The organism is Marivita cryptomonadis, from assembly GCF_002115725.1.
In the GTDB taxonomy this organism is placed as follows: Bacteria; Pseudomonadota; Alphaproteobacteria; order Rhodobacterales; family Rhodobacteraceae; genus Marivita; species Marivita cryptomonadis.
Genome location: NZ_JFKD01000010.1, coordinates 63,922 through 90,503, shown reverse-complemented (window position 1 = coordinate 90,503; position 26,582 = coordinate 63,922). Strand labels below are relative to the sequence as shown.

The 26,582-nt window shown below is 59.7% G+C and carries 29 protein-coding genes; 12 read left to right on the top strand and 17 right to left on the bottom strand.

The window, feature by feature from the left end; all coding sequences use genetic code 11:
• Positions 1-74 precede the first annotated feature (74 nt).
• On the bottom strand, positions 75-695 hold the full coding sequence (gene rpsD / locus MCRY_RS12580; RefSeq protein WP_085630382.1) for a 30S ribosomal protein S4: 621 nt from the start codon (positions 693-695) through the stop codon (positions 75-77).
• Positions 696-923: 228 nt separating this feature from the next.
• Here rpsD and MCRY_RS12575 point away from each other — a divergent pair, with 228 nt between their 5' ends.
• The 7 genes from MCRY_RS12575 to gcvA all read left to right on the top strand — a co-directional run bounded on the left by MCRY_RS12575 (position 924) and on the right by gcvA (position 7,791).
• Positions 924-1,751, top strand: a complete 828-nt coding sequence (locus MCRY_RS12575; protein ID WP_244897908.1) for an EAL domain-containing protein — start codon at positions 924-926, stop codon at positions 1,749-1,751.
• A 199-nt stretch (positions 1,752-1,950) separates the two neighbouring features.
• Entirely contained in the window at positions 1,951-3,126 is a 1,176-nt protein-coding gene (locus MCRY_RS12570) for an acetyl-CoA C-acetyltransferase (protein WP_085630566.1), read from the top strand.
• A gap of 154 nt (positions 3,127-3,280) precedes the next feature.
• Complete coding sequence (gene phbB, locus MCRY_RS12565) at positions 3,281-4,003, top strand: acetoacetyl-CoA reductase (RefSeq protein WP_085630378.1); 723 nt, start codon at positions 3,281-3,283, stop codon at positions 4,001-4,003.
• A gap of 79 nt (positions 4,004-4,082) precedes the next feature.
• Positions 4,083-4,946 (top strand): aromatic amino acid exporter YddG, encoded by an 864-nt coding sequence (yddG, locus tag MCRY_RS12560; RefSeq protein ID WP_085630376.1) that lies wholly within the window; start codon positions 4,083-4,085, stop codon positions 4,944-4,946.
• A gap of 103 nt (positions 4,947-5,049) precedes the next feature.
• Positions 5,050-5,982, top strand: a complete 933-nt coding sequence (locus MCRY_RS12555) for a VOC family protein (RefSeq protein ID WP_085630374.1) — start codon at positions 5,050-5,052, stop codon at positions 5,980-5,982.
• Positions 5,975-6,571: an alpha/beta hydrolase gene (locus tag MCRY_RS12550; RefSeq protein WP_085630372.1), complete on the top strand. Its 597-nt coding sequence runs from the start codon at positions 5,975-5,977 to the stop codon at positions 6,569-6,571. Before MCRY_RS12555 ends, MCRY_RS12550 begins: the two co-directional genes overlap by 8 nt.
• A gap of 281 nt (positions 6,572-6,852) precedes the next feature.
• On the top strand, positions 6,853-7,791 hold the full coding sequence (gene gcvA / locus MCRY_RS12545; protein WP_085630370.1) for a transcriptional regulator GcvA: 939 nt from the start codon (positions 6,853-6,855) through the stop codon (positions 7,789-7,791).
• Between the two features lie 33 nt (positions 7,792-7,824).
• Here gcvA and MCRY_RS12540 read toward each other — a convergent pair whose 3' ends face one another.
• The 3 genes from MCRY_RS12540 to MCRY_RS12530 all read right to left on the bottom strand — a co-directional run bounded on the left by MCRY_RS12540 (position 7,825) and on the right by MCRY_RS12530 (position 9,079).
• Positions 7,825-7,986, bottom strand: a complete 162-nt coding sequence (locus tag MCRY_RS12540; protein ID WP_085630368.1) for a YdcH family protein — start codon at positions 7,984-7,986, stop codon at positions 7,825-7,827.
• A gap of 81 nt (positions 7,987-8,067) precedes the next feature.
• On the bottom strand, positions 8,068-8,874 hold the full coding sequence (locus MCRY_RS12535) for a tRNA1(Val) (adenine(37)-N6)-methyltransferase (protein WP_238939681.1): 807 nt from the start codon (positions 8,872-8,874) through the stop codon (positions 8,068-8,070).
• Positions 8,864-9,079, bottom strand: coding sequence for a putative signal transducing protein (locus MCRY_RS12530; RefSeq protein WP_085630564.1), 216 nt, complete (start codon positions 9,077-9,079; stop codon positions 8,864-8,866). Before MCRY_RS12530 ends, MCRY_RS12535 begins: the two co-directional genes overlap by 11 nt.
• Before the next feature lie 56 nt (positions 9,080-9,135).
• Between MCRY_RS12530 and MCRY_RS12525 the strand changes: the two genes are divergently transcribed.
• Positions 9,136-10,134 (top strand): polyprenyl synthetase family protein, encoded by a 999-nt coding sequence (locus MCRY_RS12525; RefSeq protein WP_409644682.1) that lies wholly within the window; start codon positions 9,136-9,138, stop codon positions 10,132-10,134.
• Here MCRY_RS12525 and MCRY_RS12520 read toward each other — a convergent pair.
• The 3 genes from MCRY_RS12520 to MCRY_RS12510 form a co-directional block, all read right to left on the bottom strand.
• The gene (locus MCRY_RS12520) at positions 10,127-11,029 is read right to left on the bottom strand and encodes a 4-(cytidine 5'-diphospho)-2-C-methyl-D-erythritol kinase (protein ID WP_085630364.1); all 903 of its coding nucleotides are present in this window, start codon (positions 11,027-11,029) and stop codon (positions 10,127-10,129) included. The genes MCRY_RS12525 and MCRY_RS12520 overlap by 8 nt on opposite strands.
• A complete protein-coding gene (locus MCRY_RS12515) occupies positions 11,016-12,740 on the bottom strand; it encodes a tetratricopeptide repeat protein (RefSeq protein ID WP_085630362.1) in 1,725 nt (574 codons plus the stop codon). Before MCRY_RS12515 ends, MCRY_RS12520 begins: the two co-directional genes overlap by 14 nt.
• Before the next feature lie 100 nt (positions 12,741-12,840).
• Positions 12,841-14,490: an electron transfer flavoprotein-ubiquinone oxidoreductase gene (locus MCRY_RS12510; RefSeq protein ID WP_085630360.1), complete on the bottom strand. Its 1,650-nt coding sequence runs from the start codon at positions 14,488-14,490 to the stop codon at positions 12,841-12,843.
• A gap of 274 nt (positions 14,491-14,764) precedes the next feature.
• Between MCRY_RS12510 and greA the strand changes: the two genes are divergently transcribed.
• Positions 14,765-15,235 (top strand): transcription elongation factor GreA, encoded by a 471-nt coding sequence (greA, locus tag MCRY_RS12505; RefSeq protein ID WP_085630358.1) that lies wholly within the window; start codon positions 14,765-14,767, stop codon positions 15,233-15,235.
• 12 nt (positions 15,236-15,247) lie between these two features.
• Positions 15,248-16,252, top strand: coding sequence for a hypothetical protein (locus tag MCRY_RS12500; RefSeq protein ID WP_085630356.1), 1,005 nt, complete (start codon positions 15,248-15,250; stop codon positions 16,250-16,252).
• Between the two features lie 66 nt (positions 16,253-16,318).
• On the opposite strand, the gene MCRY_RS12495 is transcribed toward MCRY_RS12500, so the two are convergent.
• Genes MCRY_RS12495 through MCRY_RS12480 form a run of 4 tightly spaced genes read right to left on the bottom strand, consistent with a single transcriptional unit; the run spans position 16,319 to position 20,440 of the window.
• On the bottom strand, positions 16,319-18,448 hold the full coding sequence (locus tag MCRY_RS12495) for a molybdopterin-binding protein (protein WP_085630354.1): 2,130 nt from the start codon (positions 18,446-18,448) through the stop codon (positions 16,319-16,321).
• Positions 18,445-18,936, bottom strand: a complete 492-nt coding sequence (gene mobB, locus MCRY_RS12490; protein ID WP_085630352.1) for a molybdopterin-guanine dinucleotide biosynthesis protein B — start codon at positions 18,934-18,936, stop codon at positions 18,445-18,447. Before mobB ends, MCRY_RS12495 begins: the two co-directional genes overlap by 4 nt.
• Complete coding sequence (mobA, locus tag MCRY_RS12485) at positions 18,933-19,565, bottom strand: molybdenum cofactor guanylyltransferase MobA (protein WP_085630350.1); 633 nt, start codon at positions 19,563-19,565, stop codon at positions 18,933-18,935. Before mobA ends, mobB begins: the two co-directional genes overlap by 4 nt.
• Positions 19,562-20,440 (bottom strand): formate dehydrogenase accessory sulfurtransferase FdhD, encoded by an 879-nt coding sequence (locus MCRY_RS12480; RefSeq protein WP_409644679.1) that lies wholly within the window; start codon positions 20,438-20,440, stop codon positions 19,562-19,564. The genes mobA and MCRY_RS12480 overlap by 4 nt, the downstream gene beginning before the upstream one ends.
• A 62-nt stretch (positions 20,441-20,502) precedes the next feature.
• Between MCRY_RS12480 and MCRY_RS12475 the strand changes: the two genes are divergently transcribed.
• Both MCRY_RS12475 and MCRY_RS12470 read left to right on the top strand, forming a co-directional pair.
• On the top strand, positions 20,503-21,210 hold the full coding sequence (locus MCRY_RS12475; protein ID WP_085630346.1) for an AzlC family ABC transporter permease: 708 nt from the start codon (positions 20,503-20,505) through the stop codon (positions 21,208-21,210).
• Positions 21,207-21,530, top strand: coding sequence for an AzlD domain-containing protein (locus MCRY_RS12470; protein ID WP_085630344.1), 324 nt, complete (start codon positions 21,207-21,209; stop codon positions 21,528-21,530). The genes MCRY_RS12475 and MCRY_RS12470 overlap by 4 nt, the downstream gene beginning before the upstream one ends.
• A 6-nt stretch (positions 21,531-21,536) precedes the next feature.
• Here the strand turns inward: MCRY_RS12470 and MCRY_RS12465 are convergent, their stop codons facing one another.
• The 6 genes from MCRY_RS12465 to mutL all read right to left on the bottom strand — a co-directional run bounded on the left by MCRY_RS12465 (position 21,537) and on the right by mutL (position 26,550).
• Positions 21,537-22,163, bottom strand: a complete 627-nt coding sequence (locus tag MCRY_RS12465; protein ID WP_238939680.1) for a hypothetical protein — start codon at positions 22,161-22,163, stop codon at positions 21,537-21,539.
• A gap of 19 nt (positions 22,164-22,182) precedes the next feature.
• Entirely contained in the window at positions 22,183-22,317 is a 135-nt protein-coding gene (locus MCRY_RS12460) for an aa3-type cytochrome c oxidase subunit IV (protein ID WP_085630342.1), read from the bottom strand.
• A gap of 86 nt (positions 22,318-22,403) precedes the next feature.
• Complete coding sequence (locus MCRY_RS12455; RefSeq protein ID WP_085630340.1) at positions 22,404-22,862, bottom strand: DUF6173 family protein; 459 nt, start codon at positions 22,860-22,862, stop codon at positions 22,404-22,406.
• 26 nt (positions 22,863-22,888) lie between these two features.
• Positions 22,889-23,353, bottom strand: a complete 465-nt coding sequence (locus MCRY_RS12450; protein WP_085630338.1) for an Lrp/AsnC family transcriptional regulator — start codon at positions 23,351-23,353, stop codon at positions 22,889-22,891.
• 189 nt (positions 23,354-23,542) lie between these two features.
• Positions 23,543-24,709 (bottom strand): DNA recombination protein RmuC, encoded by a 1,167-nt coding sequence (locus MCRY_RS12445; protein WP_085630336.1) that lies wholly within the window; start codon positions 24,707-24,709, stop codon positions 23,543-23,545.
• Positions 24,706-26,550 (bottom strand): DNA mismatch repair endonuclease MutL, encoded by a 1,845-nt coding sequence (mutL, locus tag MCRY_RS12440; RefSeq protein WP_085630334.1) that lies wholly within the window; start codon positions 26,548-26,550, stop codon positions 24,706-24,708. Before mutL ends, MCRY_RS12445 begins: the two co-directional genes overlap by 4 nt.
• Between the last annotated feature and the right edge of the window lie 32 nt (positions 26,551-26,582).

The following is a 26,582-nucleotide window of genomic DNA, read 5'->3' as shown; positions in this document are numbered from 1 at the left end:
CCGCCCCATGGGACGGCTTTGAAACGTACGGACCGCAGGTCGAGGCGTACGGCTAGACCGTACGCCTGGCCGGATCAGTTCTGTGCGTAGTATTCGATGACTAGGTTCGGTTCCATCATCACCGGGTACGGCACGTCGCTGAGACCCGGGGTGCGGACGAAGGTCGCCTTCATCTTGGAGTGATCGGCCTCGATGTAGTCGGGCACATCACGCTCAGGCAACTGAGTAGCTTCGAGAACGACTGCAATCTGCTTGGACTTGTCGCGGACCTCGATCACGTCGCCTTCCTTCACGCGGTAGGACGGGATGTTCACGCGCTGGCCGTTGACGGTCACGTGACCGTGGTTGACGAACTGGCGAGCAGCAAAGATCGTCGCAACAAACTTGGCACGGTAAACAACCGCGTCCAGACGACGCTCGAGCAGGCCAATCAGCTGTTCGCCGGTGTCACCGCGCAGACGCTCGGCTTCGGCGAAGATGCGGCGGAACTGCTTTTCCGTCAGATCGCCGTAATAGCCCTTGAGCTTCTGCTTGGCACGAAGCTGCAGACCGAAGTCGGACATCTTGCCTTTGCGGCGCTGACCGTGCTGACCGGGGCCGTATTCACGACGATTGACGGGGGATTTCGGACGACCCCAGATGTTTTCACCCATCCGGCGGTCAATTTTGTACTTGGCAGACGTGCGTTTTGTCACGGCTGATCTCCTTCTAAGAACGACGCCCGCGGGGGCGACTATGAAGGGCGTTGTCCTCTTGGGTTTTGAACCCATGACAGGCTACCCCTTGCGGGGGCCACCAACACCAATGAAGCCGCGCTTATACGGCGGCGCATGACAGAGTCAACAGACGAATGCCTCGCACGCTTTAAGCCTTGTTTAAGGCCTTTCATGGAAACTCTGGCAAGAGAACATAAGGGGGATGCCGTGCCGCATCGGGCCATACGCAGAACACTTGGACCATCGCCGCTTGATACGGCAGCGCAACAACGCGACCAGAACATCCTGCACATTGTCGAAGAGGCGGTGCGCCACCGCGAAGTGCGCCTTGCCTTTCAACCAGTGGTGCAGGCGCAAGAGCAAGGGCATGTCGCCTTTTACGAAGGTTTGATCCGTGTCACCGATCCCACCGGGCGCATAATCCCTGCCGGACAATTCATTGACAGCATCGAAGAACGGGAAAGCGGGCGTCTTCTTGATTGTTTGTCACTGGAACACGGGCTCCGGACCCTGTCGCAGAATCCGGGGCTTCGGCTGGCAATCAATCTGTCAGCGCGATCAATCGGCTATCCAAAATGGCGCAAGGTTTTAGAGCGGGGTCTGTCGCGCGACGGAACTGTAGCGGAACGCCTGATCCTCGAGATTACCGAGGCGTCAGCGATGCTGGTGCCTGAACTTGTGGTGCAAGCGATGCGCGATTTGCAAAAGCTGGGCATCAGCTTTGCACTCGATGACTTCGGTGCAGGCTATACAGCGCTGCGATATTTGAAGGAATTTCAGTTCGACATACTCAAAATCGACGGGCAGTTCATTCGGGGCATCGCGACGGACACGGACAACCAAGTTCTGACTCGTGCGATCATTGCCATCGCGCAGCAGTTCGACATGTTCACCGTCGCCGAATTCGTCGAATCCGCGCCTGACGCGCACATGTTGGGCCAATTGGGCGTCGACTTTCTTCAAGGGTACTATTTTGGTGCGCCCACGGTCGAACCACCATGGCAAACCATCAGAACAAGTAAGGTGGTGCATTGAGCCAATTTGCCCGATGCAATTGCACGCCATGACCCTAGGTCAACTCCGCCATGCACAAATCACCTGAGACACCCTGTCCGGTATGCGAATGTCTACCATTGCTTTAGGAGAGCGCGAGAATGGGTCTAGGGCCGCTGGCGCACTTGCGCGATAATCCCTGCGGAATCACTCTTGGACCATGACTTTGGTGGAGGGACACATGACCAACGTCGTTATCGCATCCGCCGCTCGGACAGCCGTTGGCTCGTTCGGCGGTTCTTTCGCAAACACACCCGCACATGATCTGGGCACTGCCGTTCTGAACGCGCTGATCGAGCGGGCCGGCATCGAGAAAGAGGCCGTTTCAGAGACGATCCTCGGTCAGGTCTTGACCGCGGCGCAGGGCCAGAACCCGGCGCGTCAGGCGCATATCAATGCCGGTCTGCCGCAAGAAAGTTCCGCCTGGAGCCTCAACCAAGTCTGTGGTTCAGGCCTGCGCGCCGTTGCATTGGGTGCACAGCACATCATGCTGGGCGATGCTGATGTCGTCTGCGCCGGTGGTCAGGAAAACATGTCGATGTCGCCCCATGCGGCAAACCTGCGTCAGGGTCACAAGATGGGCGATATGAAATATATCGACACCATGATCCGCGACGGCCTTTGGGATGCATTCAATGGCTACCACATGGGCCAGACCGCTGAAAACGTCGCTGAAAAGTGGCAAATCAGCCGCGAACAACAGGACGAATTCGCTGTTGCTTCGCAAAACAAAGCAGAAGCAGCCCAGAAAGCGGGCAAGTTCGACGACGAGGTGATCGCCTACACCATCAAGACCCGCAAAGGCGACATCGTGGTCGACAAGGACGAATACATCCGTCACGGCGCGACAATGGAAGCGATGCAGAAACTGCGTCCGGCCTTCACCAAGGACGGTTCGGTCACAGCCGCAAATGCCTCTGGCCTGAATGACGGCGCGGCTGGCGTTTTGTTGATGAGCGAAGAAAACGCTCAGAAGCGCGGTATCACGCCGATGGCCCGCATTGCGTCTTATGCGACCGCCGGTCTTGACCCGTCGATCATGGGCGTTGGCCCGATCTACGCATCGCGCAAGGCGCTGGACAAGGCAGGCTGGTCGGTTGGCGATCTGGACCTTGTTGAAGCAAACGAAGCCTTCGCCGCCCAGGCCTGTGCCGTGAACAAGGACATGGGCTGGGATCCGGCAATCGTAAACGTGAACGGCGGCGCTATCGCTATCGGTCACCCGATCGGCGCGTCGGGCGCACGCGTTCTCAACACGTTGCTGTTCGAAATGCAGCGCCGCGATGCCAAGAAGGGTCTTGCGACCCTGTGCATCGGTGGCGGCATGGGCGTGGCCCTCTGCGTCGAACGTCCCTGATCCATCTTATCCGAGGCGACGAACAGGGGCGCCGTGTGCGCCCCTTTTTCGTAGCTTCTTTTCGCAATGAGATTTCTTTGCGCAATAATGTTGCGCATTTCTTACCGCAAGTATAACAACCTTACCAAGTCAGAACACCCAAGAGGAGACAACCATGGCACGTGTAGCACTCGTCACCGGCGGCAGCCGCGGCATCGGCGAAGCCATTTCCAAAGCGCTCAAAGCCGAAGGCTATGAAGTGGCTGCAACCTATGCTGGCAACGATGAGAAGGCCGCTGCCTTCACCGAAGCGACTGGCATCAAGACCTACAAGTGGAACGTGGCAGATTACGACGCGTCCAAGGCGGGTATCGCTCAGGTCGAAGCCGATCTTGGCCCGATCGACGTGGTTGTCGCAAACGCGGGCATCACTCGCGATGCGCCGTTCCACAAGATGACCCCCGAAGCCTGGAAAGAGGTAATCGACACGAACCTGACCGGCGTGTTCAACACCGTTCATCCCGTCTGGCCCGGAATGCGCGAGCGCAAGTTCGGCCGCGTGATCGTCATTTCCTCGATCAACGGTCAGAAAGGCCAGTTTGGTCAGGTGAATTATGCCGCGACCAAAGCGGGCGATCTGGGCATCGTCAAGTCGCTGGCGCAGGAAGGCGCGCGCGCAGGCATCACCGCCAACGCGATCTGCCCCGGCTATATTGCCACCGAAATGGTCATGGCGATCCCCGAAGAGGTGCGCCAGAAGATCGTCGCCGGCATCCCAGCAGGTCGTCTGGGCGAGCCTGACGAAATTGCACGCTGCGTGGTGTTCCTTGCGTCCGAAAACTCGGGCTTCATCAACGGCTCGACCATCTCGGCCAACGGTGCGCAGTTCTTCGTTTAAGCGACGCTTTCAGTTTTCCCGAAGGGCCCGCCTATTGTGCGGGCCTTTTCTTTTTCCACCACTCGGATTAGCGGAGGACATGACCCATGCCACCGCCACCAGTATCGGATTTATCGCCGTCCTTCTTTGGGCGCTTTTGGCACTGTTCACTGCAGGATCAGCCCCTGTGCCGCCGTTTCTGCTGAATGCACTGACCTTTGCGATCGGGGGTGCGGTGGGAATTGTCTGGCTACTGATGCGAGGCCGGGTGTCGGTGCTGCGGTCGATCCCTTGGACAGTCTACACGTTCGGAACCGCGGGCTTGTTCGGCTACCATGCGCTCTATTATTCCGCTCTGCGCCTCGCCCCACCTGCCGAGGCCGGGCTGATCGCTTATCTTTGGCCCTTGTTCATCGTTCTGTTTTCCGGGCTTTTACCCGGAGAACGATTGAGAGCCGGGCATATACTTGGGGCTCTCGTTTCATTTGCAGGGGCCGCGCTGATCGTGTTGCGCAATGGGTTCAGCTTTGAGGCATCTGCGACTCCCGGTCTTATCCTTGCAGGGTTCTGCGCCCTGACATGGAGCAGCTATTCCGTTCTGTCACGGCGCCTTGGCACAACCCCGACCGAAGCGGTGGCGGTGTTTTGCGTGTTCACGGCGCTCTTGTCCGTACCTGCGCATTTGGCTTTCGAAACGACGGTCTGGCCGAACACCGGGTTCGGCTGGGTTTCGGTTGTGGCTCTAGGGCTTGGTCCCGTGGGGCTTGCATTCTACGTTTGGGACATCGGGGTGAAGCGCGGGGACATCCAGCTCTTGGGGGTGGCAAGTTATGCCGCGCCACTGTTGTCGACCGTGGTTCTGATCGTCGCCGGATTTGCACAGGCATCGTGGCAACTCGTGGCCGCAGCGGTGCTGATTACCGTAGGCGCGGGCATTGCCGCATTGGCGTCACGCCGCGCGTAAGTGCGAAAACGCACAAATTTGGCGCGCAAACCGGTATTTATGTGCGTAAAATTACAGCTAGGTAGTATCCCAAGAGAAAACCTGAATTTTTGGGAGACCCGACATGATCAACCAGATCAATGGACTGCATCACGTGACCTCGATCGCAAGCGGGGCGCAATCGAACAATGACTTCTTTACAAAAACGCTCGGACTGCGGCGTATCAAAAAGACCGTCAACTTTGACGCGCCCGAAGTTTATCATCTGTACTACGGCGACGAGGCCGGGACACCCGGCACCGTGATGACCTATTTCCCGTTCCCGAACGCGCGGCGCGGTCGGCCCGGTACGGGTGAGGTGGGGATCACCGGCTTTGCCGTCCCCAAAGGTAGCCTGCCCTATTGGCAGGAACGTCTGGCGACGTTCGATGTAAAGAACATGCAGACAGAGACAACGTTCGGCGAAACCCGCCTGCGCTTTGATGGGCCAGATGGCGATGGGTTCGTTCTGGTGGAAACAGATGGCGATGCCCGTGACCCGTGGACCAACAATGGTGTGCCTGCAGACGCGGCCATCCGTGGATTCCACAGTGCCGATATGCGCCTGCGCGATGCGGCAGCCAGTGCCGAATTGTTGAAATACATGGGATACGAGGAATTGGACCGACAGGACAGCGTGACCCGCTTTCACGTCCCCGGCGGCAATGAGGCCAACGTGATCGACATCACGCAGGTCAACGCGCCCGGCGCGGATCAGGGGGCCGGGTCGGTCCACCATATCGCGTTTTCCGTCGACAATCGGGAAAAGCAGCTTGAAGTGCGCAAGGCGCTGATGGACACGGGCTATCAGGTGACGCCAGTCATCGACCGCGATTATTTCTACGCGATCTACTTCCGCACGCCGGGCGGGGTTCTGTTCGAAGTGGCGACCAACGAGCCGGGTTTTGACCGCGACGAAGACACGGCACATCTGGGTGAAGCGCTCAAGCTGCCGTCGCAACACGAACACCTGCGCGAAGTCCTTGAAGAAAAGTACCTGGAGCCGATCGTTGACTAACTACGTGATCCGCGAAACCAAGAGCACGCAAGGCGCGCCCTTGGTGTTCACCTTCCACGGCACCGGAGGGGACGAAAACCAGTTCCACGAGTTGGCAGAACAGCTTTGGCCGGGGGCGCATGTCGTGTCACCGCGCGGTGATGTGTCGGAACGCGGGATGAATCGGTATTTTCGGCGCACTGGTGAAGGCGTCTATGACATGGACGATCTGGCAAACCGGCGCGCGACAATGGCGCGTTTCATAAGGGCCAAAATCACTGAGACAGCGGCATCGCGCGTGATTGCTTTGGGCTATTCCAACGGTGCAAACATTGCTGCAGCGGTGGCATTCAACGAGCCGGACCTGTTTACAGACGTGATTGCAATGCACCCGCTGATCCCGTGGACCCCAGACCCGCAGCCCGGATTAACCGACACCCGTTGGCTGATCACAGCCGGTGAGCGCGATCCAATCTGTCCGGCGCCGTTGACCCGGTCCCTGACCGACTATCTGCGCGCGCAAAGTGCCGACGTAACCGAGCATTGGCACCCCGGTGGGCATGAATTGGTGCAATCCGAACTTTCGGCCATTCAAGAAAACATGCTCTGAACGATAAACGCCCCCGGCCAAATCTGGTGCGGGGGCGTTCTGTTTTCGAGCTTCAGCACTGTCACCATCAGCGGAACAAAGCCCGCAAAAGGCTACGGACCATATCGCCACGGGCTTCGTGTGCTGCGCGGATTGCGTCGCGGTGACGGGCGTCTTTGGCATGTTCAAACATGTGTTGTTCCTCACATTTGCAAAATTTAACTGTTCTCTATATGGGCGCTTTACAGAATACCCACAAACGAGACTTTTCATCGCTTCAGTTAAGTTATACTTGTGTGAGAATGAGCGACCGCCTGCCTCCTCTTACCGCCCTACGGGCTTTCGAAGCTGCTGCGCGGCACATGTCCTTTGCGCAGGCCGCTGCGGAATTGCATGTTACCCCCGCAGCGCTGTCCTTTCAGATCAAGTCGCTTGAGGAACATTTGGGCGCACCGGTGTTCCGCCGCCTGAACCGAGCTGTTGAACTCACGCCCGAAGGCGTTGCCCTGCAATCAGGTGTGCAAGAGGGGTTCGACCTTATCCTGACGGCGTGGCGATCAGCACGACGGCAAGCGCAGTCAAACATCCTGACCGTGACCGCAGGCCCAGCCTTTACCGCCAAGGTGTTGGCCCCGCGCCTCTTCGAATTCGCACAGGCACACCCGGATATCGACCTGCGGTTCTCGGCCAGTTTGCGACTGGTCGATTTCGTCCGGGACGACATAGATGCCGCTGTGCGGTTCGGTTATGGCCCGGATGAGGGCCTGTATTCCCGCGTGCTGATGCGCGATTGGTTCGCACCGATGATGACACCGGCCTTGGCAAAGGTGTACGACACGCCCGAAAAACTGTGCACCGCGCCACTGATCTTTGACGACAGTGTCGATTTCCTGCGGCCTCGCGCCGACTGGGCGCAATGGCTCCGGGCGAACGGGATTGCCCCACCCAAACTGACCGGATCGCATTTCAGCCATGCCGACCACGCCGTGGATGCGGCGCTGGCGGGCGGGGGCGTGGTCATGGCCCGCAGCACGCTGGCAGCGGGAGCATTGCGCGATGGTCAACTGGTGGCACCGTTCGACATCGCCTTGTCGACCGACGCGCATTTCCGCTTTGTCTGTCCCGTGGGACACGAGAAGAAACCGCAAGTTGCGGCCTTTTCGGATTGGCTCGACAAAAAGATCAGCGCGTTGGTGGCGCAACTGCCAGAGAAGCAGCTAATCCCGGTCGATCAGATATGAAAAAGCCCGGGGGGAGACCCGGGCTTGCACCAATTACGAGAGGCGCTCGATTTCTTCTTTTAGTCGAAGTTTCTGCTTCTTAAGTGACGCGATCATCAGGTCATCCGTTCCTGGTGCGCGTTGGGCCTGTTCGACCTCTTCAGACAGGGTTTGGTGCTTCCGCTTCAGTTCCTGAAGATGTGAAGTCAAGCTCATGAAGTCCTCCTGTGACTGATTGGATCTTTAGTCGATCACAGTTTTACAATTCTGTCACGCTGCACCCGCATGGTTGGTGAATTATGGCCTACCGCGACGTGCCAAATGGCGGTTTTGAACTGGAAACGGCAAAGCACAGGCGGACCGCAGTACTTTCGATACGTTTTCGGTATACGAATCAGCATCTTTTTCGTGGCTTTCGCCGCGGTGCAGCACAAGCGGCGGGTGCGACACAAACGCCGCCCTACGCTCTTTTCGGCCACGCAACAACACAAGCCGGGCGGGCCGTGTGCTGCGCGGGTGAATCGGCCAAAGCTCAAGCGCGCCCAAACAGGCGAAGAATGCGCTCATCAGTTCAGGCAAACGGTCAGCCCGCTGGATGAATGTGGCCACGCCTCCGGGTTTAAGTCGCTTGGACGCAACGCTCACCCATTTCTCAAGCGGCAGCGCGCCCGACCGGGACACCGCCCGTTCCCGCGACCGCGCGGCGACTGCGCGAAAATCCTCAAAATACGGCGGGTTGGCGATCACGTGATCGAAACGCTGGGATTTCACGTCCGCTGGCAGGTTGGAAAGGTCGGCACAGAGAACAGCACCTGCCAATCCATTGTCATCCAGATTGCGCTGCGCAAGTGCGGCATAGGCGGGCTGCATTTCAACACCGGTGCAGATGATGCCGGGTACACGCGTGGCCAGACAGGCCAATGCAGCACCCCCGCCACAGCCCAATTCAAGCACGGTTTCACCCGCCTGCGCCGGGATGGACGCCGCCAGCAGCACGGGATCGACACCCGCGCGATACCCGTCCTTTGGCTGCCATATGCGCACCGCACCGCCCAAAAAATCGTCGCGTGTCAGTTCATCCCCCGCAAAGGGGTCAGTCCTCAAACTTGACACCGTATTCGCGCAAGACACGTCTTGCGTCATCAAGCTCGTCGCTTCGGACCATGAGACGGCGTGGCAAAATGCCAATAGACCCTTCGAGGATGCTCATGTTTACGTCCAATTCAAAGCTGTCTATACCCTCGTCCTCAAGCACGGCTCGGGCGAGCGGTATCAGTGTGATGTCATTGGTGCGCAATAGCTCTTCCATGACCATGATGTAGGAACACCGGGCCCGCTTTGTCGAGCCTTCCTGAAGGAATGGTGATGATGTTGGATAAACAAAGTCAAAAACCGCATGATCGGTTGGCAGAGGTTCTGGCCGAAGACATGGCCCAGGTGAACATCCTGATCCGTACGCGCATGGCATCGGAACACGCGCCGCGCATTCCCGAAGTGACCGCGCATCTGGTTGAGGCCGGGGGCAAACGGTTGCGCCCGATGCTGACGCTGGCGGCGGCGCGGATGTGTGGCTACGAGGGCGACAATCACGTGAAGCTGGCCGCGACGGTGGAGTTCATCCACACCGCGACGCTGCTGCACGACGATGTGGTCGACGAGAGCGAGAAACGGCGGGGGCGGCCCACGGCGAACCTGCTTTGGGACAACAAGTCGAGCGTGCTGGTTGGCGATTATCTTTTCGCACGGTCGTTCCAGTTGATGACAGAAACCAACAACATCCGCGTGTTGCGCATCTTGTCCGACGCGGCGGCGACAATTGCCGAGGGCGAGGTGTTGCAGATGACGGCGGCGCAGGATTTGCGCACGTCGGAAGAGATTTACCTGCAAGTGGTACGCGGAAAGACGGCGGCGCTGTTTTCAGCTGCGACCGAAGTGGGCGGCGTGATCGCCGACATGGACGAGGCGCAGATCAAGGCGTTGTTCGATTATGGTGATGCGCTTGGCATTGCGTTCCAGATTGTCGATGATCTGCTGGATTACTGGGGATCAGACGCGACGGGCAAGAACGTGGGCGATGATTTCCGCGAACGCAAGCTGACGCTGCCTGTGATCAAAGCTGTTGCCCTTGGCGATGACGAAGAGCGCGAATTCTGGAAGCGCACCATCGAAAAGGGTCGTCAGGACGACGGCGATCTTGAACACGCGATAGCGCTATTGAACAAGCACGGCACGCTTGAGGCCACACGGGCCGAGGCGAACGACTGGATCGCCAAAGCGCGCGCGGCTCTGGCGACACTTCCTGCCCACCCGATCCGCGATATGCTGGACGATCTGGCCGATTACGTGGTGGCGCGTGTCAACTGACCTTGGGGAGGGCTGCGTTGAACTGATCGCCCAGAACACAGCCGACAACCCACCAATCGGGATGCGCGTGATAGAGAACGCCAGCAGCGTCTTTCGCCTCGGCTTCGGTTTCAAATAGCCCGAAACAGGTCGCGCCGGACCCTGACATCCGCGCCAGACCACATCCGTCCTGCGCCGCCAGTACCCCGAGCACGTCCGCTATGGCAGGTTGAACCGCCACAGCGGGTGGCTCCAGATCGTTGCGCATTCCGCGAAGCCAGTCGATCAACGCAGCCGCGTCCGCGAACGCCGGGATTTCGTCGGGCATCGGTGGATTGGTCTTGGAGACCAGAGCCTTGAACACGGACGGCGTCGAGACGGGAAGGCGTGGATTGACCAGCACGGCGTACAGCGTCGGAAGTGGCACGACGTCAAGCTGATCACCGATGCCCCTTGCGCGCATGGGTTTGCAGGCAAGACACATCGGCACATCAGCCCCAAGGCTTGAAAGCGCTTCGCGGTGTTGTTTTGCGGTTTCCTCTGGTGCGGATGCCAAGGCATCCATCTGGGCTTCGTCAAGCCAAACCATCCCACGCCACGCCGCTGCCGCATCGGCGGACCCTCCACCAATTCCAGAGGCGGGTGGCAAAAACTTTTCCAACCGCAAGGCCGCGCCATCCTTTTGGACCAAAGCAGCGGCTTGCAGGGCAAGATTGGCCATGTCAGCCGGGACACCCGCAGCTTCGGGGCCTTCGACCGTCAGCGAAAGCGCATTTCCCGATTTGAGTTCCAAACGGTCGCCAACCGACGCAAAGGTGACCAACGAGTCGAGCAGATGATACCCGTCGTCGCGTTGGCCGGTCACATGCAGTGTCAAATTGATCTTGGCAGGCGCAAAGACGTTAACCGTCGTCATTCGCCACCTGCAAAGGCGGCGCGCCTTCCTCGGCCAGCACCTGATCCAGCCCGACATCCAGCTTGGCGCGGATGCGCTCGGCGTCTACCTCTTCGGCAGTGCTGCCATAGACGACAAACGACAACGCCCGACGCCATTGGAACCGCGCTTCGGTCTTGCGGCCTACAGCCCAGTACACATCACCCAGATGGTCGTTGACGATAGGATCAACCGGCATCAGTTCGGCGGCACGCTCCATATGACCAACTGCTTCTTCATAACGGCCAAGGCGGTAGAGCACCCACCCAAGGCTGTCGATGATATAGCCACTGTCAGGTCGCGCCGCAGCCGCGCGCTCGATCATGTCGAGCGCCTCGTCCAGCTTGATCTGTTTCTCAACCAGCGAATAACCAAGGTAGTTCAACACCTGCGGCTGTTCCGGGTTCAGCTCCAAAGCTGCGCGGAAATCAGCCTCGGCCTCGTCCCAGCGGTCCAGCCGTTCATGACAGATGGCACGGGCGTAATGCAGGAACCACTGGCTTTGGGTTTCCACCTCAAACAGATCCAGTGCCTGCGTATAAGCCTCAATCGCTTCCTCGTAGCGTTCGAGTTGGCGCATCGTGTCGCCCAATGTCGAATGCACGATGGGCTGATCGCCGTGGGTTTTTGCCAACCGTTGCAGCACTTCGACCGCCGCATCCACTTTATCGCTGTCGCGCAGTGCGGCGGCACGGCCCAGTTCGGCAGCATGATAGGCAGGGTGGTCTTGGGGCACCTCGGCATAGGCTTTCACGGCAAGCTCTGACTGGCCCATGTCGTCCAGCAGGCTGGCGGTCAGCAGAATGGCGTCGATGTGATCGGGGCGCAGATATTCCGCAACCCGCGTGTAAAGCAGGGTGAATTCATCATTCGCCTCGTTCGCAAGTGCTGCGGCCAGCGTGTAGAACACCTCGGCCAAGCCATCACGCGGGCCTTGAATGTGGGTGAACGGAATTGCCTCACCCGCTTGCAGCGCATCGCGCATCAGGCTGAGGCCCGGGTCTAGCTCGGCACCAAAGGCGGTCTCGATCAATGTCAGCGCATCTTCGTTGCGATCAAGCTGGCTGAGCACTTCGACATGCGCCATCACGCCACGCCGGGTCAGCTGCATTCCACCAGTCCCCGCATCTTCGAGGATCGCCGCAGAGCTTTCGAAGTCGCCAACCGACGCCAAAGCCAAGGCTTTGTGATACATCGCAAAATTACGCAAACCTTGCTGGTTGGAAAGCTCGTCGAACTGCACAAGGGCTGCCGACATATCGCCCGTCCCAAGCTGAGACCATGCCAACAGCAACCCATCGACCAACGGTCCGACACCCCGATCATCATTCACTCGGGCCATCAGCGCGTCGTAATCCTCGGTCGCCCCAAGTTGCGCGACAATCGCCATATGCGCCACTTGGCTGCGATGGCCGTCATTGACCAGCTTGGTCGCAAGGGCCGCAGCACGGTCGACATCGCCCAGCGAAATCTCCGCCAGCGCAGCACGCTCAAGGATCACCGGGTTCTCCGGGTCGAACATCACAGCTTGCCCATAATAGGACGCAGCCGCCTGAATATCGCCATCGAAGCTGGCCTGCCGCCCCGCAAGGTAATCCCCCGCCAGACTGTTGGCGAACGCACCGCCGGGGGCGATCAGGCAAAGCGCCAGCGCTGCTGACCCCAGAAGCCGTTTCATGCTCGATTGCGCCATGTCTTTCTCCTTGAAAAAGGCGAATTTCGCGAAGCGTAGCGCGACGGTCGGACACACGCAACCAACGCAAAAGGCCGGGCGTTGGCCCGGCCTTGTCACATTACATATTCGGGTAGTTCGGACCGTCCCCACCTTGCGGCACCGTCCAGTTGATATTCTGACTTGGGTCCTTGATATCACAGGTTTTACAGTGGACGCAGTTCTGAAAGTTGATCACGAATTTGTCTGATCCGCTTTCGTCTTTCACAAACTCATAGACCCCTGCCGGACAGTACCGCGCCGATGGGCCCGCGTATTTCGGCAAGTTCACAGACACGGGAATCGACGCATCCTTGAGCTTGAGGTGCGCAGGCTGGCTTTCCTCGTGATTTGTCGCCGCGAAAGACACGTTGGTGAGGCGGTCGAAGGACAGTTTGCCATCCGGCTTGGGATAGTCGATCGGCTTGAAGTTCTTCGCCTCACCCGTCGCTTCGGCGTCGGTTTTGCCGTGACCCAGCGTACCAAGCAGCGAAAAGCCCAGCGTGTTGGTCCACATGTCAAACCCGCCCACGGTGAGCGATGCCAGAAGCCCGCGCTTTGACCACAGAGGTTTGACGTTGCGCACCTTCTGCAGATCGGTGCCAATTGCGCCATCGCGGACCTCGGTTTCGTAGTCGCTCAGCTCGTCCGAGGCGCGGCCATCCTGAATGGCCGCGTAGGCGGCTTCAGCCGCGGCCTTGCCCGACAGCATCGCGTTGTGGTTGCCCTTGATACGCGGCACGTTGACCATGCCGACAGAACAACCCAGCAGCGCAACACCCGGTGCCACCATCTTGGGCATCGACTGGTAACCGCCTTCCGAGATGGCGCGCGCGCCATAAGCCACGCGCTTGCCGCCTTTGAGCAGCTCGGCCACCATCGGATGGTGCTTGAAGCGCTGGAATTCCATGTAGGGGTACAGGTGCGGGTTTTCGTAGTTCAGGTGGACCACGAAGCCGACATAGACCTGATTGTTGTCGAGATGATAGATGAACGACCCGCCACCTGCGTTCGACCCCAGCGGCCAGCCCATTGTATGAGTGACAGAACCTTCGCGGTGCTTGTCTGGGTCGATCTCCCAGATTTCCTTCATGCCGAGGCCGAATTTCTGCGGCTCTTTGCCTTTGGACAGATCGTATTTGGCGATCACTTCCTTGGCGAGGCTGCCGCGCACGCCTTCACTCAGGAACACGTATTTGCCGTGCAGCTCCATCCCTGGCTCATAGCCCGGCCCCGGCGTGCCATCGGCGTTTTTGCCGAATTCACCGGCAACCACACCTTTGACTTCGCCATTCTCGCCGTAGACGATCTCGGAACAAGCCATGCCGGGGAAAATCTCGACCCCAAGTTCTTCGGCTTGCTCAGCCATCCAGCGGCACACATTGCCCATCGACACAATGTAATTGCCGTGGTTGTTCATGAGCGGCGGCATCGGCCAGTTCGGGATGCGGATCTGGCCCGCTTCGCCCAGCATGTAGAAATTGTCGTCCTTCACCGGGACATTGAGCGGCGCGCCCTTGTCCTTCCAATCCGGGATCAGCGCATCAAGACCGCAAGGATCAAGAACCGCACCCGACAGGATATGCGCGCCCACCTCAGAGCCCTTTTCCAGCACAACGACGTTCAGTTCTGCATCCAATTGTTTCAACCGGATTGCGGCAGACAGACCCGCCGGGCCTGCGCCGACGATCACAACATCATATTCCATCGCTTCGCGCGCGTGTTCGCTCATGTCGGGCTCTTTCCTGAAAGTCACGTGTCAAAACCTGCAGGGTCACGTAACGTGCAGGTCAAGGTCGGTCAATTGCGACACCGCGTTACAGCCCGCTTTCTAAGGGAAATGCTGCATTTTCATGCGCCACCCCCTGCCTACGTGATGCAAGGCCTCTTGCGTTTCGATGGCGGGTCAGGTCACTGTTGCGCCGACGTAAGTGACATGTTTAGACCGCGCCAATGTAATATGGCGCCAGAGTTTTTCGCTCTGCCGACCAAGAGGGAACCGCCCCATGGAAAAGCTACCGATGACCCGCGCGGGCCATGCCGCGCTGGAAGCCGAATTGAAAACGCTCAAATCAGAAGAGCGTCCCGCTGTGATTCAGGCGATTGCCGAGGCGCGAGAGTTGGGCGACCTCAAGGAAAATGCGGAATACCATTCCGCCCGGGAAAAGCAGGGCTTTATCGAAGGCCGCATCAAGGAACTCGAAGGCGTTCTGAGCCTTGTCGAGGTGATCGACCCGACCAAGCTTTCTGGTCCGATCAAGTTCGGTGCAACCGTGACGCTGGTGGACGAAGACACCGACGAAGAAAAGACTTGGCAGATCGTTGGCGAACACGAGGCCAATATCGAAAAGGGCCTTCTCAACATCAAATCGCCCATCGCCCGCGCCTTGATCGGCAAAGACGAAGGTGACAGCGTCGAGGTGCGCACACCGGGTGGTGACAAATCCTACGAAGTGCTGAAGATCACATATATCTGACGGGTCTCCAGCATGGCACAGAACAAAGACGCCCGCCCCGGCCCGGTCTCCATTCCCAACCGTCAAGCGCAAGCTGGCGGGCTGAGCGGAATCGAACTGACCGCCGCGGCGCTCAGCGTGATTTGGCTGCTGATCTCGGGTGCGTTTTTCCTGTTCTCGGGCAACGATGGCGCTGACGGGGTACGTTTTCTACTCACCCTGATGGTGATTTTCTTTCCCGTCGGCATGATCTGGGTCGCTGCCATCGGCGCACGGTCATCCCGCATTATGCGCGAGGAAAGCGCGCGGCTGCAAACCGCCATTGACGCGATCCGTCACGCGTACATCACGCAAAGCCAGGCCGGCGGGCGCGATCAGGCACCGCATCCGTCCATCGTAAAAAAACTGGAAGAGATCGCAGACGCGCAGAAAAAGGCAGAAACCACGCTGGCGATGTTCACATCGACCCGGGCCGCGCAGATCGCCGTGCAGGCCGGTGCGCCCGACCCGGAGGCTGGCGATCAACCGACACTGGCCTTAGGCACCCCGGCAGAGGCCCTGCATCCGCCACTGTCGAATTCCGATTTCATCCGCGCGCTGCATTTTCCTGAAACCGCAGAAGATCAGGAAGGTTTTGCAGCCCTGCGCCGCGCGCTCAAAGACCGCCCGTCTGCGCAGTTGGTGCAGGCCGCCCAAGACGTGCTGACCCTTCTCAGCCAAGACGGGATCTATATGGACGACCTGCGCCCCGACATGGCGCGCCCGGAGTTGTGGCGGCGGTTTGCCACGGGCGAACGGGGCCGCACAATCGCCGCTCTGGGCGGTGTGCGCGACCGCTCGTCACTGGCGCTCACCGCTGGCCGGATGAAGCAGGATCCGATTTTCCGAGATGCCGCGCATCACTTCCTGCGTTTGTTCGACAAGGGATTTGCCCGGTTCGAAAGCACGGCCACCGATGCCGAGATTTCCGATCTTGCCAGCACCCGCACAGCCCGTGCATTCATGTTGCTGGGCCGGGTGACCGGCACGTTCGATTAACGCTCGTTCGTACAGAATTCACTGTCCTGTTCGAGCACGGGGCTTAGATTTTTCTAAGGGCAAATCTCAGCCACCGTCATATCCAAAGGATGAAAACGGAATATAGCGCACCGGATCACCCGGCTGCACATGGACGGCTCCATCCGGCAATTCCACTAGTCCCTCAGCCCAGCTTAGCCCGCTGATCCGGCCGGAGCCTTCGGATTTGAACACCTCGGCACCGCCGTCACGCATCCGCGCCCGCAAGAATTCCCGCCGCCCCGGTTTCTTGCGCTTCTCAAAAGCTGCAGGCACGGTAAATCCCTGCGGTGCATACCATCTGGCACCGGACAGCACCCCCATCGCAGGCCGCGCAAAGATCAACGTACAGACCAGCGCTGCCACAGGGTTGCCCGGCAATCCGAACACCGGCACGCCCTCCCACATCCCGAGCGCCAAAGGCCGCCCAGGCTTCAATGCGATGCGCCATTCCTGCATCGCGCCGGTTTCACGCAACAGGGCCGAGATATGATCCTCGTCTCCTGCGGACGCACCGCCCGAGGTCAGGATCACATCCGCCTGCGCCGCTGCTGCATCTAACGCTGCACGCACTGCTGTGCGATCGTCCGCAGCGCGCCCCATATCAATCACGTTAAACCCGAAGCCTGCACACAGGCTAAGCAACATCGGGCGATTGGCATCGAAAATCTGACCTTCAGATGCCTGCGACCCCGGTTCAACGATTTCGTCCCCTGTAGACAAGACAGCGACCCGCAGCCGCTTGCGCACCTGCAACGAGCCATGCCCCACCGCTGCGGCCAGAGCCAGATCTGCAGGCGTCAACACGCGCCCAGCCTCCAGAGCTCTGTCACCCTGCATCATGTCCTCCCCCGCTTTGCGCGTGTTGGCTCCATGCTTTAGCGGGCCGTGAAAAGCGACCTGACCGTCGCCCACACGCACATCCTCGTCCAAAACCACCGTATCCACCCCGTCGGGCAAATCTGCGCCGGTCAGAACCCGGATTGCCTGCCCTTCGGGAACAGAACCTGCAAAGGGCGCCCCGGCCGCCGCGCGCCCCTCGACAAGCGGCAACAGCTGCGGCCCTGCACCAATCCCCGCACCAGCAAAACCATACCCATCCACCGCCGTGTTCGGATGTGGCGGATTCGACCGTTTCGCAACAAGATCACCTGCCAGCACACGCCCCGCGGCCTGCATCAAAGGTACGGTTTCGACACCGACAACGACAGTCATCCGGTCACGCAGCAACGCCAATGCGTCATCCACCGGCGTCCAATCCACACCGGCAGGCAACGCGAAACAATCGTTGCGCAGGGGGGGGGGTTCCAGCGCGACCTGACCCCGCGCTGCTGCGATCAGTTCGTCAGCGTGTCCCGTCCCAAGAATCCATGCCTCGTCCCTCGCCTCGGGACCAACAATCTTCAGCAGCGCATTCAACCGCTCGGGCATCAAGCCCGCCAAGGCCCGCGCCAGCAGACGCACCTGCGCTGCATCCCTGATCTCGTCGCTTTGTACCTCCTTTACGGCTGGTTCGATCAAGCCCGGCCAAATCTCAGTCAGGACAGTCTGCGCCTCAGACCAGTCCTGAAACGGCCAAACCGATACACCCGCACGCCGCTGCAAGCGCGCGAGCATCGGTAGACCCATCAGTGCCTGACTTCCCACAGTTGGATTAAAGAAAAGTTGAAAGCAGGAAGATGACGCTTTTGCCGCAAGATCACATGCGCGACGTTCCGCACAAATGTCATAGGAAATCCCGGCCTTGCGATAAGGCACATCCGGCCAGCCGTCTTCGGTGGGCTTGCCCCAGAAAGGCCCCGGCCCGTCGAACATGCGGTTGATCTCCGAGGCGACATCAAACCGATTGTTTTCGCCCGCCTCAGTGTCGGTGATGCGCGCCTCCAGCCAGTCCCAGAACTGCAGCGGGTCGTCCGATCCGATCACATGGCGCACAAATCCACGCGGATAGCCAAAGGGGAAATCAAACCCTATAAGCACGCGCCGCGCTGCCTGCGCCTCTGCCTCGATCAAATCAGTGAGCCAGGCTTCTGCCTCGATCCGGGACCGGCAATAGACCGGTTTCTGCTCTTCGCCGCTGCGCACAACACCGATCCAGATCGCATCTTTTGACGGTCGAACAGGCGCGCGTTTCCCTGCTGACCAATCGACAATCGCAATGGTGTCGAACCCCGTCAAAGCCCAACCTCTGACAGGATGAAATCCGCAATCTCAGTGGTATCGTTCAAGTCGAACACTGGACGGTCGAGATCAAGCGGCGTGTCACTGGCGACCGCCCGGATCGTCGGGTCACCGGGCGCAATCAGGTCATTGCCCGTCTCCGCGCGGAACGCTTCGACCTTGGGGTGCTGGTCGCGCTTGTAGCCTTCGACCAACACCAGATCGACAGGCATCAACTTGGCCAACAGCGCCGCCAATGTCGGTTCGTCCTCATCGCGCAGCTCGTGCATCAGCGCAAAACGGTTGCGTGATGCCAGCAGCACTTCGGTCGCACCCGCAACACGGTGCCGATGGCTATCCTTGCCAGGGTGGTCCACGTCAAAGGTGTGATGCGCGTGTTTGACAGTCGACACTGTGATCCCGCGCCCGGTGATCTCGGTCACCAGCCGTTCCATCAACCCGGTCTTGCCCGCGTTCTTCCACCCGGTGACGCCATAGATTCTCATACCATCGCCTCTGCTGCCATCAGGTCTTCGGGTGTGTTCACGTTGAAAAACGGGTCGCCACTCTCGGTTGGGAAAACCGCCTCGCGCCCTTTGTGGTGCTCCGTCCAGATCACCACTTTTTTGATCCCCTCGTGCAAAGCCCCCCGCAAATCATCGCGCAGCGCGACAGGCCAAAGACCAAATGTTGGGTGGCGGATCAGGCCAGAGCGGCTCATCGACTTGGTCTTTTCTTCTCCGCGCGGGGTGGCCGCAAGCACCAAGGGGTGTGTCATCCCTTGCGCCGTATCCTGCAAGACATCCACCAAATCGACAGGAAAGAACGGAGTGTCAGCAGCAACGGTCACAATCGCTTCCGCGCCCTGTTCCGCCGCCCAGTCGAGACCTGCCAGAACTCCGGCCAACGGACCCGGAAAGCCGTCGATACTGTCGGGTAGAACCGGCAATCCAAACCCGTCAAACCGCGCAGGATCGCCATTTGCATTGAGCGCCATCCCCGCCACCTGTGGCTGCAGCCGGTGGATCACCCGCTGCAACAACGTCTGCCCGCCAATCTGCAAAAGCGCCTTGTCTCCACCGCCCATGCGGGTCGCCAGACCACCGGCCAGGATCACTCCCAAGGGCACACTCATTCCGAGCTCTTCCTGCGGTTTTTCCGGCTTTCTTCGGGCACGTTGTCGGGGTCCATGTCGCGCAGCAGACGGTCTTCGCCAGATAAACAGACAAATCGTTTGCCGCGCATCCGCCCGATACAGGTCAGCCCTACCTGCCGCGCGATTTCGACCCCCCAAGCGGTGAAACCCGACCGCGAGGCCAGAACCGGGATACCCATCAACGCCGTCTTGATCACCATCTCAGACGTCAGCCGCCCGGTGGTATAGAGGATCTTGTCCTCGGGCCCGACGCCTTCCTGAAACATCCAACCCGCGATTTTGTCCACCGCGTTGTGGCGGCCCACATCCTCCATATAAACCAGCGGCCGATCCTGATGGCAAAGCACGGTGCCATGAATGGCGCCCGCTTCAAGGTACAAAGAGGGCGTCGTGTTGATCTTGTGCGCCAGCGCATAGAGCCAAGAGGTGCGAAGTTCTGTGGCAGGCAGCACCACCTTGTCCAACCCTTCCATCATGTCACCGAACACCGTGCCTACGGCACAGCCGCTGGTGCGGGTCTTTTTCTTGACCTTCTCTTCATAGCTGGTCTGCCGTTCGGTGCGCACCACCACGACCTCAAGATCGTCGTCATATTCGACGCGCGTCACCACATCGTCGTCCCGCAGCATGCCTTGATTGCGCAGGAACCCCACAGCCAGATATTCGGGGTAATCGCCAATCGTCATCGCTGTGACAATTTCCTGCGCATTCAGGAATATCGTCAGGGGCCGCTCCTCGACCACGCTGATTTCGGTCTCGGCCCCGGTGTGATCGGTGCCCACCACGCGGCGCGTCAGCCGCACGGCACCCGGATCGGGCGCGATGAGGTAGTCCCGAAGCACATCATCCGGCATAGATTGCATCTCCCCTCGTCCAAGGCTACGTCCGATCCGAACACAGCAGACGAGGCACAGTGATGGCGGCAGGGACCGCAATGTCAAGCTACTGGCGGGGCGTCCGTGACGGGCTGCCCTTTCTGGCCGTCGTCGGGCCCTTTGCCATGCTTTTCGGCGTCTTGGCAACCGAAGCCGGACTGGCCGTTCATGAAACCATGGGGTTTTCCATCGTGGTGATCGCGGGGGCTGCACAGTTCACTGCGCTGCAATTGATCAACGAGAACGCGCCAACGCTGGTGGTGATCGCGTCGGCACTGGCCGTCAATCTGCGCATGGCGATGTATTCCGCGTCGATCACGCCGCATCTGGGTCCGCTGCCCCTGTGGAAACGCGGGATCGCGGCGTATTTTCTGGTCGACCAGACCTATGCGCAATCCATCCTCGACTATGAAAAGAACCCTGACCAAACCACATCCGAGAAATTCGCCTATTTCCTTGGCGTGATGACCCCGATCTGCCCGCCCTGGTATCTGTTCACCTTCCTCGGCGCGGTTCTGGGCGAAAGCATCCCACCCAGCCTTGGGCTCGACTTTGCCTTGCCCATCGCGTTCCTTGCCATGGTCGGCCCGATGCTGCGCACACCGGCGCACCGGATCGCCGCATTGGCTGCGGTCCTCCTCGCACTGGCATTCGCATGGCTGCCCTACAACATGGGCCTGCTGGTGGCAGGTCTGGGCGGCATGATGGCTGGCGCACAAGCCGAGGTGCGGCTGGGGATCAAACTATGACCGACACAACCGAACTTTGGCTGATCATCGTCGCACTTGGGCTGGGAAGCTTTGGACTGCGCTTTGCCTTTCTCGGACTGGTCGGCGACCGCGCGATGCCGGAATGGGTGCTGCGACACCTGCGCTATACAGCCGTAGCAGTGATCCCGGCTCTGGTCGCACCACTGGTCCTCTGGCCCACCGCAACGGGCGGAGAACCTGACGCGACTCGCCTTGCTGCCGCTGCTGCGACCTTTGCTGTCGGGTATCTGACGAAAAACGTCTTTGCTGCGATGGGCGTTGGCGCAACGGTACTGGTGTCACTCAGCCTGCTGCTTTGACCTAGGTCACTGACCCACGAGCACCTGTTCGAACTGAGCGATGGCAACCGCTTTGTCATCGCTGTCATTTTCGAAGATCTTGGTGGTTTGCACGCCGGGCAATTCCGCAAAATCGTCCATCAGGCGTTTCGGAAACCATGTAGAGCCGATCGACTGGAACCCCGGAAGCTGACGCAGGATCGCAGCCGTGCTCATCGCACACTGCGCCGATGCGACAGGACCGTTGGTCACCGCAAGACGCAAGGCACGTTCCGCCACCTCTGGTGACACTTCGATGGTCTGAATCACCACGTGATAGGTTTCGCGGGCATGCGCGCGGGCATAGAAATCCGCCACGCCGGGCGTGATGCCGTAAAGCACGTCGCCCCGTTCAGGCACCGCGCTCAACCGTACGGTTCCCGCAGGATCGAAGATTACCCTTTGCGATCCGTTGATCATCAGGCTGGTATGTGCCCCAGCCCCAGACCGGTTGTTGATCATCGTATATAGCGTCAACGCGGTCGGGCCAGAATGGCGATAGGACGCGCTGCTGATCACCTCGGGCGAGGCATCCGGGCGCATATCCGCGCCCGCGCCACAGCCCACCAAAGCGAACATGGCCAGCCCGGCAAAAATCCGTGACATCATGGTCATGTCAGCCTCTGGTCAAATCTCAGGAATTGAAGATCGCGAGGAAAATCAGAACCCCGATCGAGAAGACCGCAACCCGGACAGACCAGCGGACGAACCCGTCAAAGGTCTTTTCCTGTGTGGTTGTGTCCATCGTACCGTGCTTGTGTTCAGCCATTTGAGACATCCCTTACAAATGTTTTCGAGTCGGTACCCGATTTGCCTGACCCTGTCACCCATGCCAAGCGCGCAGTGTGTCGCGGCTCAGGTATCCTGTTCCAATTCTGCCGCAAGCTGAAACCCGATACGGCGCGGCTCCACATCATCGCGCAGGATCGGCATCGCCCGCAGCGCCACGTTGAGCTGTGAGACATGCTGTATCAACTGCATCCGGCCCCCTTCGGCATCAGTGCCATAAAAGGTGACAATATCCGGGTCGAAATAGCCCAACCCTTCAATCCGCAGCACGCCGGTCTCGTTGCCGGCAAACCCCATCGCGACCTCATGTTCATTGTCGAGCTGTTCTTCGAAGTTCTGGATATAGAGGATCAGCCGTTCATAGGCCCATTCGGCGGCGCTTTTCTGTTTCACCGGTTTGCGGGTGAGCGCGTCCGGCAGACGCTTATGTCCGGTTTCGCCACAACCCTTGGCATGGCTTTCAACCTTGCGGGGCAGCGCATCGCCTTCAACCGCTTCAGCGGTGGTGTGAATGTCCTGGCTCATGGTCACGTGCCCCTGTCTTCAGCGGTTCAAATCGGAAGCGCAGTGGTTTCCTTGATCTCTTCCATAACGAAACTGGCCGAAATGTCCGAGAGCGGAATCCGCGCAATCACACGTTTGTAGAACGAATCGTAGGCAGGAACGTCGGCAACCCGCACCCTCAGCAGGTAATCCAAATCACCCGTCATACGGTAGGCGCCCACCACCTCGGGCATGGTGCGCATTGCCTTGTGAAAGCTGTCAAGCCAATCCGCGTCATGGCGCCCCGCACGTATCATCACCATAACTTCGAGGGGACAACCCAGCTTGGCTGGATCGGCCAGCGCAACGCGGCCCGTGATAATCCCAGCCTGTTCCATTACTTTGATCCGCCGCCAACAAGCGTTGCGGGACAGAGCCACCTGATCGGCAATGGTTTCGACACTCAGACTGGCATCCCGTTGCAGGATACGGAGGATAGCCTTGTCAAATTGGTCCAGTTCAATCGCGCTCATGAGAATTTATCCCAATCCAATCGCATTTTGACAATAGCGGTGTAACGCTGAGCCCGTTTCCGCCAAAGCAAACGCGCGATGCGACGACGCATTGGCTGCAGCGCAGATGGTTAACAAAGGGTTAAAGGGTCCGATGCGGTCCCATTGTTTCGCGCGCGAAACAATGGGGTGCACCTGTTGACCTATTACCTATTCCCCCGGCGGTTTTGCCAGCCGCACAACAGGCGATGGATCGTCCTTGGCCAGTTCCTCGAAATCGAAATTATCGAGCCGCCGCGCCCTGCGCCCAGCCTTGTCCGCACTGATCTTGATATCAGCGATGTCCTTGGCCGCCTGCCCGAAATGCCGGTCGAGGTTTTCCACCCGGCTGCCCAGACGGTCCACATCGGCGTAAAGCAGGCCCAATTCCTTGCGGATCGCGCCCGCCTGTTCCTGCATCCGCGCATCCTTGAGGATCGCCCGCATCGTATTCAGCGTCGCCATGCAGGTGGTCGGTGACACGATCCAGACCCGCGCCGCGAACCCGTCGCGCACCACTTCAGGGAAGTTGGCGTGCAGTTCCGCGTAAACGGCCTCGGAGGGCAGGAACATCAACGCGCCATCGGCGGTTTCGCCTTCGATGATGTAGCGTTCGGAAATATCCTTGATGTGCTTTCGCAGCGAAAGCCGAAGCTGCTGCGCCGCGCGGTTCAACTGCTCCTGCGTCTCGGCGCGGCGCAGTTGTTCATAGGCTTCCAGCGGAAATTTGCTGTCGATGGCAATCGGTCCCGGCGGGTTTGGCAGGTGGATCAGGCAATCTGCCCGTTTGCCGTTCGAAAGGGTCGCCTGCAGCGTGTAGCTGTCCTTGGGTAGCGCCTTTCCGACGATATCCGTCAACTGGATTTCCCCAAACGCCCCACGCGTCTGCTTGTTCGACAGGATGTCCTGAAGCGAAAGCACATCGCCCGACAGCTTGGTGATATTCTCCTGCGCCTTGTCGATGCTTTGCAAACGTTGCTGCAGATCCCCAAGGCTTTGCGCCGTGCGCCGGGCAGAGCCGTGCAGGTTCTCGTTCATCTGCTCCTGCACCTGCGCCAACCGCCGCTCCATGAGTTGCAGCATCGCGGTTTGGCTTTGCGCCTGCGCCTCGGAGACATGGGTCAGGCCACCGGACAGCCGTTCCTGCCCATCACTCAGGTTTTGCACCCGCTGGCCGACTTGCGCCAGTTGGTAGACCAGAGGTTCGGAAAGTTTCGCAGCGCGACGGGCCGACAGAAGCGACATGATAAGCAGCACAAAAACCAGCCCACCCAATGCCAAAGCCAGCAGGATGACCGGATCGCTCAGGTCAAGGGCAAGATCACCGATCTGAATCATGTGCGGCCAAACAGTCTTTCGATGTCGCTGAGTTTCAATTCGACATAGGTGGGTCGGCCATGGTTGCACTGGCCGGAATAAGGGGTCTCTTCCATTTCCCTTAACAGAGCGTTCATCTCTTCCGCCCGCATCTGGCGGCCTGAGCGGATGGAGCCATGACACGCCACACGAGACAGGATCGCCTCGATCCGGTCCTGCACGGCGCGGGCTTCCCCTTGATCATCAAGTTCATCCAAAATGTCGCGAAGCAAAGCGTCCGCGTTGACTTCGGCGAGGATCGCAGGGGTTTCGCGGACCACCACGGCACCATTGCCGAAGGGTTCGATGGTCAACCCCATGCGGGTCAATTCGTCCGCGATGTCCAGAAGGCGGGCGCTGTCGCCCTCGCTCATCTCGACCACATCCGGGATCAAGAGCGCCTGCGCAGGCACGCCGTTCTGCGCCATCTGGGTCTTGAGCTTTTCATAAACCAGACGTTCATGCGCCGCGTGTTGATCGACGATAACGATGCCGTCTTCGGTCTGGGCGATGATGTAATTCTCATGCACCTGCCCCCGCGCGGCCCCCAATGGAAGGTGTTCGCGTAAGGTCTGTTCCGCCTCTGGCGCGCGATCTTCCACCTCGACCACGCGACCGGAATAGATGGTCTGCATATCAGCAAAACCCGGTGCCTGCGCTTGGTAGGCGGTCTGTTTCGCAGCGAAACTCGGGCGGTCCATCTGGTAGATACGCGGCTGCCCCTGTGGTGTCTCGGGGCGCATTGCCCCAAGCGTTGCCCCGGCGACGGTAGTCGACGCGCGATGGCCCGCTTCTGCCAGTGCATGACGCAGGGCTGACACGATCAAACCGCGCACAAGTCCCGGTTCACGGAACCGCACTTCGGATTTCGCCGGATGCACGTTCACGTCCACCTTGTGCGGATCGCAGTCGATGAAGAGCGCCACCGCCGGGTGACGGTCGCGGCTCAGGAAATCGGCATAGGCCCCGCGCAACGCACCGATCAGCAGCTTGTCACGGACCGGGCGACCGTTGACGAAGAGAAACTGCGCCACGGCGGCACCCCGTGAATAGGTCGGCAAACCTGCCAACCCGGTGAGGCGGATGCCTTCGCGGTCCGCATCTATGGAAACTGCGTTGTCGACGAACTCGCGGCCCATGACCTGCCCCAATCGCCCACGCAGAGCGTCGAACAGATCGCCGCTCACCGCGTCGGCGCGGAAGGTCACCCGGCCCTCGCCCCCGCCCGACACATCGCGCAGAGTGAAGCTGACCGAGGGTTCGGCCATCGCAAGACGTTTGAGCACATCCGAGATCGCCTGCATCTCGGCCCGATCGGAGCGGAGGAATTTAAGGCGTGCCGGGGTGGCAAAGAACAGGTTGCGCAGGGTGACCACAGTACCACGCGACAGGGCGGCGGGTTTGATCGGGTCGATCTTGCCACCGGTCACCGACAGTTCGGCGGCATCATGTCCCTCGGCTCGGCTGGTCAGGGTTAAGCGGCCGACCGCGCCCAAAGAGGCCAGCGCTTCGCCGCGAAACCCGAAGCTGTGGATGTTGAGCAGGTCCGAGCCGTCGATCTTGGACGTTGCATGTCGGGCGATGGCGAGAGGGAGTTCCTCGGGTGGGATACCGCAGCCATCATCGGTGACACGGATCAGGGTCTTGCCACCATCGGCGATGGCCACGTCAATACGTGTTGCCCCAGCGTCGACAGCGTTTTCAACGAGTTCCTTGACGGCAGAGGCCGGGCGCTCCACCACCTCACCCGCTGCAATGCGGTTGATAGCGCTTTCCTCAAGGGGTTGAATTGAGGCGCGTATATTGGGGGTGTGGGAGTTCATGCCACGAGATGTAGCATGCAGCGCGCGATTCT

Coding starts and splice junctions, on each gene's coding strand:
- MCRY_RS12570 (WP_085630566.1), top strand. CDS start 1,951: ATGACCAACGTCGTTATCGCATCCGCCGCTCGGACAGCCGTTGGCTCG.
- phbB (WP_085630378.1), top strand. CDS start 3,281: ATGGCACGTGTAGCACTCGTCACCGGCGGCAGCCGCGGCATCGGCGAA.
- yddG (WP_085630376.1), top strand. CDS start 4,083: ATGACCCATGCCACCGCCACCAGTATCGGATTTATCGCCGTCCTTCTT.
- MCRY_RS12555 (WP_085630374.1), top strand. CDS start 5,050: ATGATCAACCAGATCAATGGACTGCATCACGTGACCTCGATCGCAAGC.
- gcvA (WP_085630370.1), top strand. CDS start 6,853: ATGAGCGACCGCCTGCCTCCTCTTACCGCCCTACGGGCTTTCGAAGCT.
- MCRY_RS12540 (WP_085630368.1), bottom strand. CDS start 7,986: ATGAGCTTGACTTCACATCTTCAGGAACTGAAGCGGAAGCACCAAACC.
- MCRY_RS12530 (WP_085630564.1), bottom strand. CDS start 9,079: ATGGAAGAGCTATTGCGCACCAATGACATCACACTGATACCGCTCGCC.
- MCRY_RS12525 (WP_409644682.1), top strand. CDS start 9,136: ATGATGTTGGATAAACAAAGTCAAAAACCGCATGATCGGTTGGCAGAG.
- MCRY_RS12520 (WP_085630364.1), bottom strand. CDS start 11,029: ATGACGACGGTTAACGTCTTTGCGCCTGCCAAGATCAATTTGACACTG.
- MCRY_RS12515 (WP_085630362.1), bottom strand. CDS start 12,740: ATGGCGCAATCGAGCATGAAACGGCTTCTGGGGTCAGCAGCGCTGGCG.
- MCRY_RS12510 (WP_085630360.1), bottom strand. CDS start 14,490: ATGAGCGAACACGCGCGCGAAGCGATGGAATATGATGTTGTGATCGTC.
- greA (WP_085630358.1), top strand. CDS start 14,765: ATGGAAAAGCTACCGATGACCCGCGCGGGCCATGCCGCGCTGGAAGCC.
- MCRY_RS12500 (WP_085630356.1), top strand. CDS start 15,248: ATGGCACAGAACAAAGACGCCCGCCCCGGCCCGGTCTCCATTCCCAAC.
- mobB (WP_085630352.1), bottom strand. CDS start 18,936: ATGAGAATCTATGGCGTCACCGGGTGGAAGAACGCGGGCAAGACCGGG.
- mobA (WP_085630350.1), bottom strand. CDS start 19,565: ATGAGTGTGCCCTTGGGAGTGATCCTGGCCGGTGGTCTGGCGACCCGC.
- MCRY_RS12480 (WP_409644679.1), bottom strand. CDS start 20,440: ATGCCGGATGATGTGCTTCGGGACTACCTCATCGCGCCCGATCCGGGT.
- MCRY_RS12475 (WP_085630346.1), top strand. CDS start 20,503: ATGGCGGCAGGGACCGCAATGTCAAGCTACTGGCGGGGCGTCCGTGAC.
- MCRY_RS12470 (WP_085630344.1), top strand. CDS start 21,207: ATGACCGACACAACCGAACTTTGGCTGATCATCGTCGCACTTGGGCTG.
- MCRY_RS12465 (WP_238939680.1), bottom strand. CDS start 22,163: ATGACCATGATGTCACGGATTTTTGCCGGGCTGGCCATGTTCGCTTTG.
- MCRY_RS12460 (WP_085630342.1), bottom strand. CDS start 22,317: ATGGCTGAACACAAGCACGGTACGATGGACACAACCACACAGGAAAAG.
- MCRY_RS12455 (WP_085630340.1), bottom strand. CDS start 22,862: ATGAGCCAGGACATTCACACCACCGCTGAAGCGGTTGAAGGCGATGCG.
- MCRY_RS12450 (WP_085630338.1), bottom strand. CDS start 23,353: ATGAGCGCGATTGAACTGGACCAATTTGACAAGGCTATCCTCCGTATC.
- MCRY_RS12445 (WP_085630336.1), bottom strand. CDS start 24,709: ATGATTCAGATCGGTGATCTTGCCCTTGACCTGAGCGATCCGGTCATC.
- mutL (WP_085630334.1), bottom strand. CDS start 26,550: ATGAACTCCCACACCCCCAATATACGCGCCTCAATTCAACCCCTTGAG.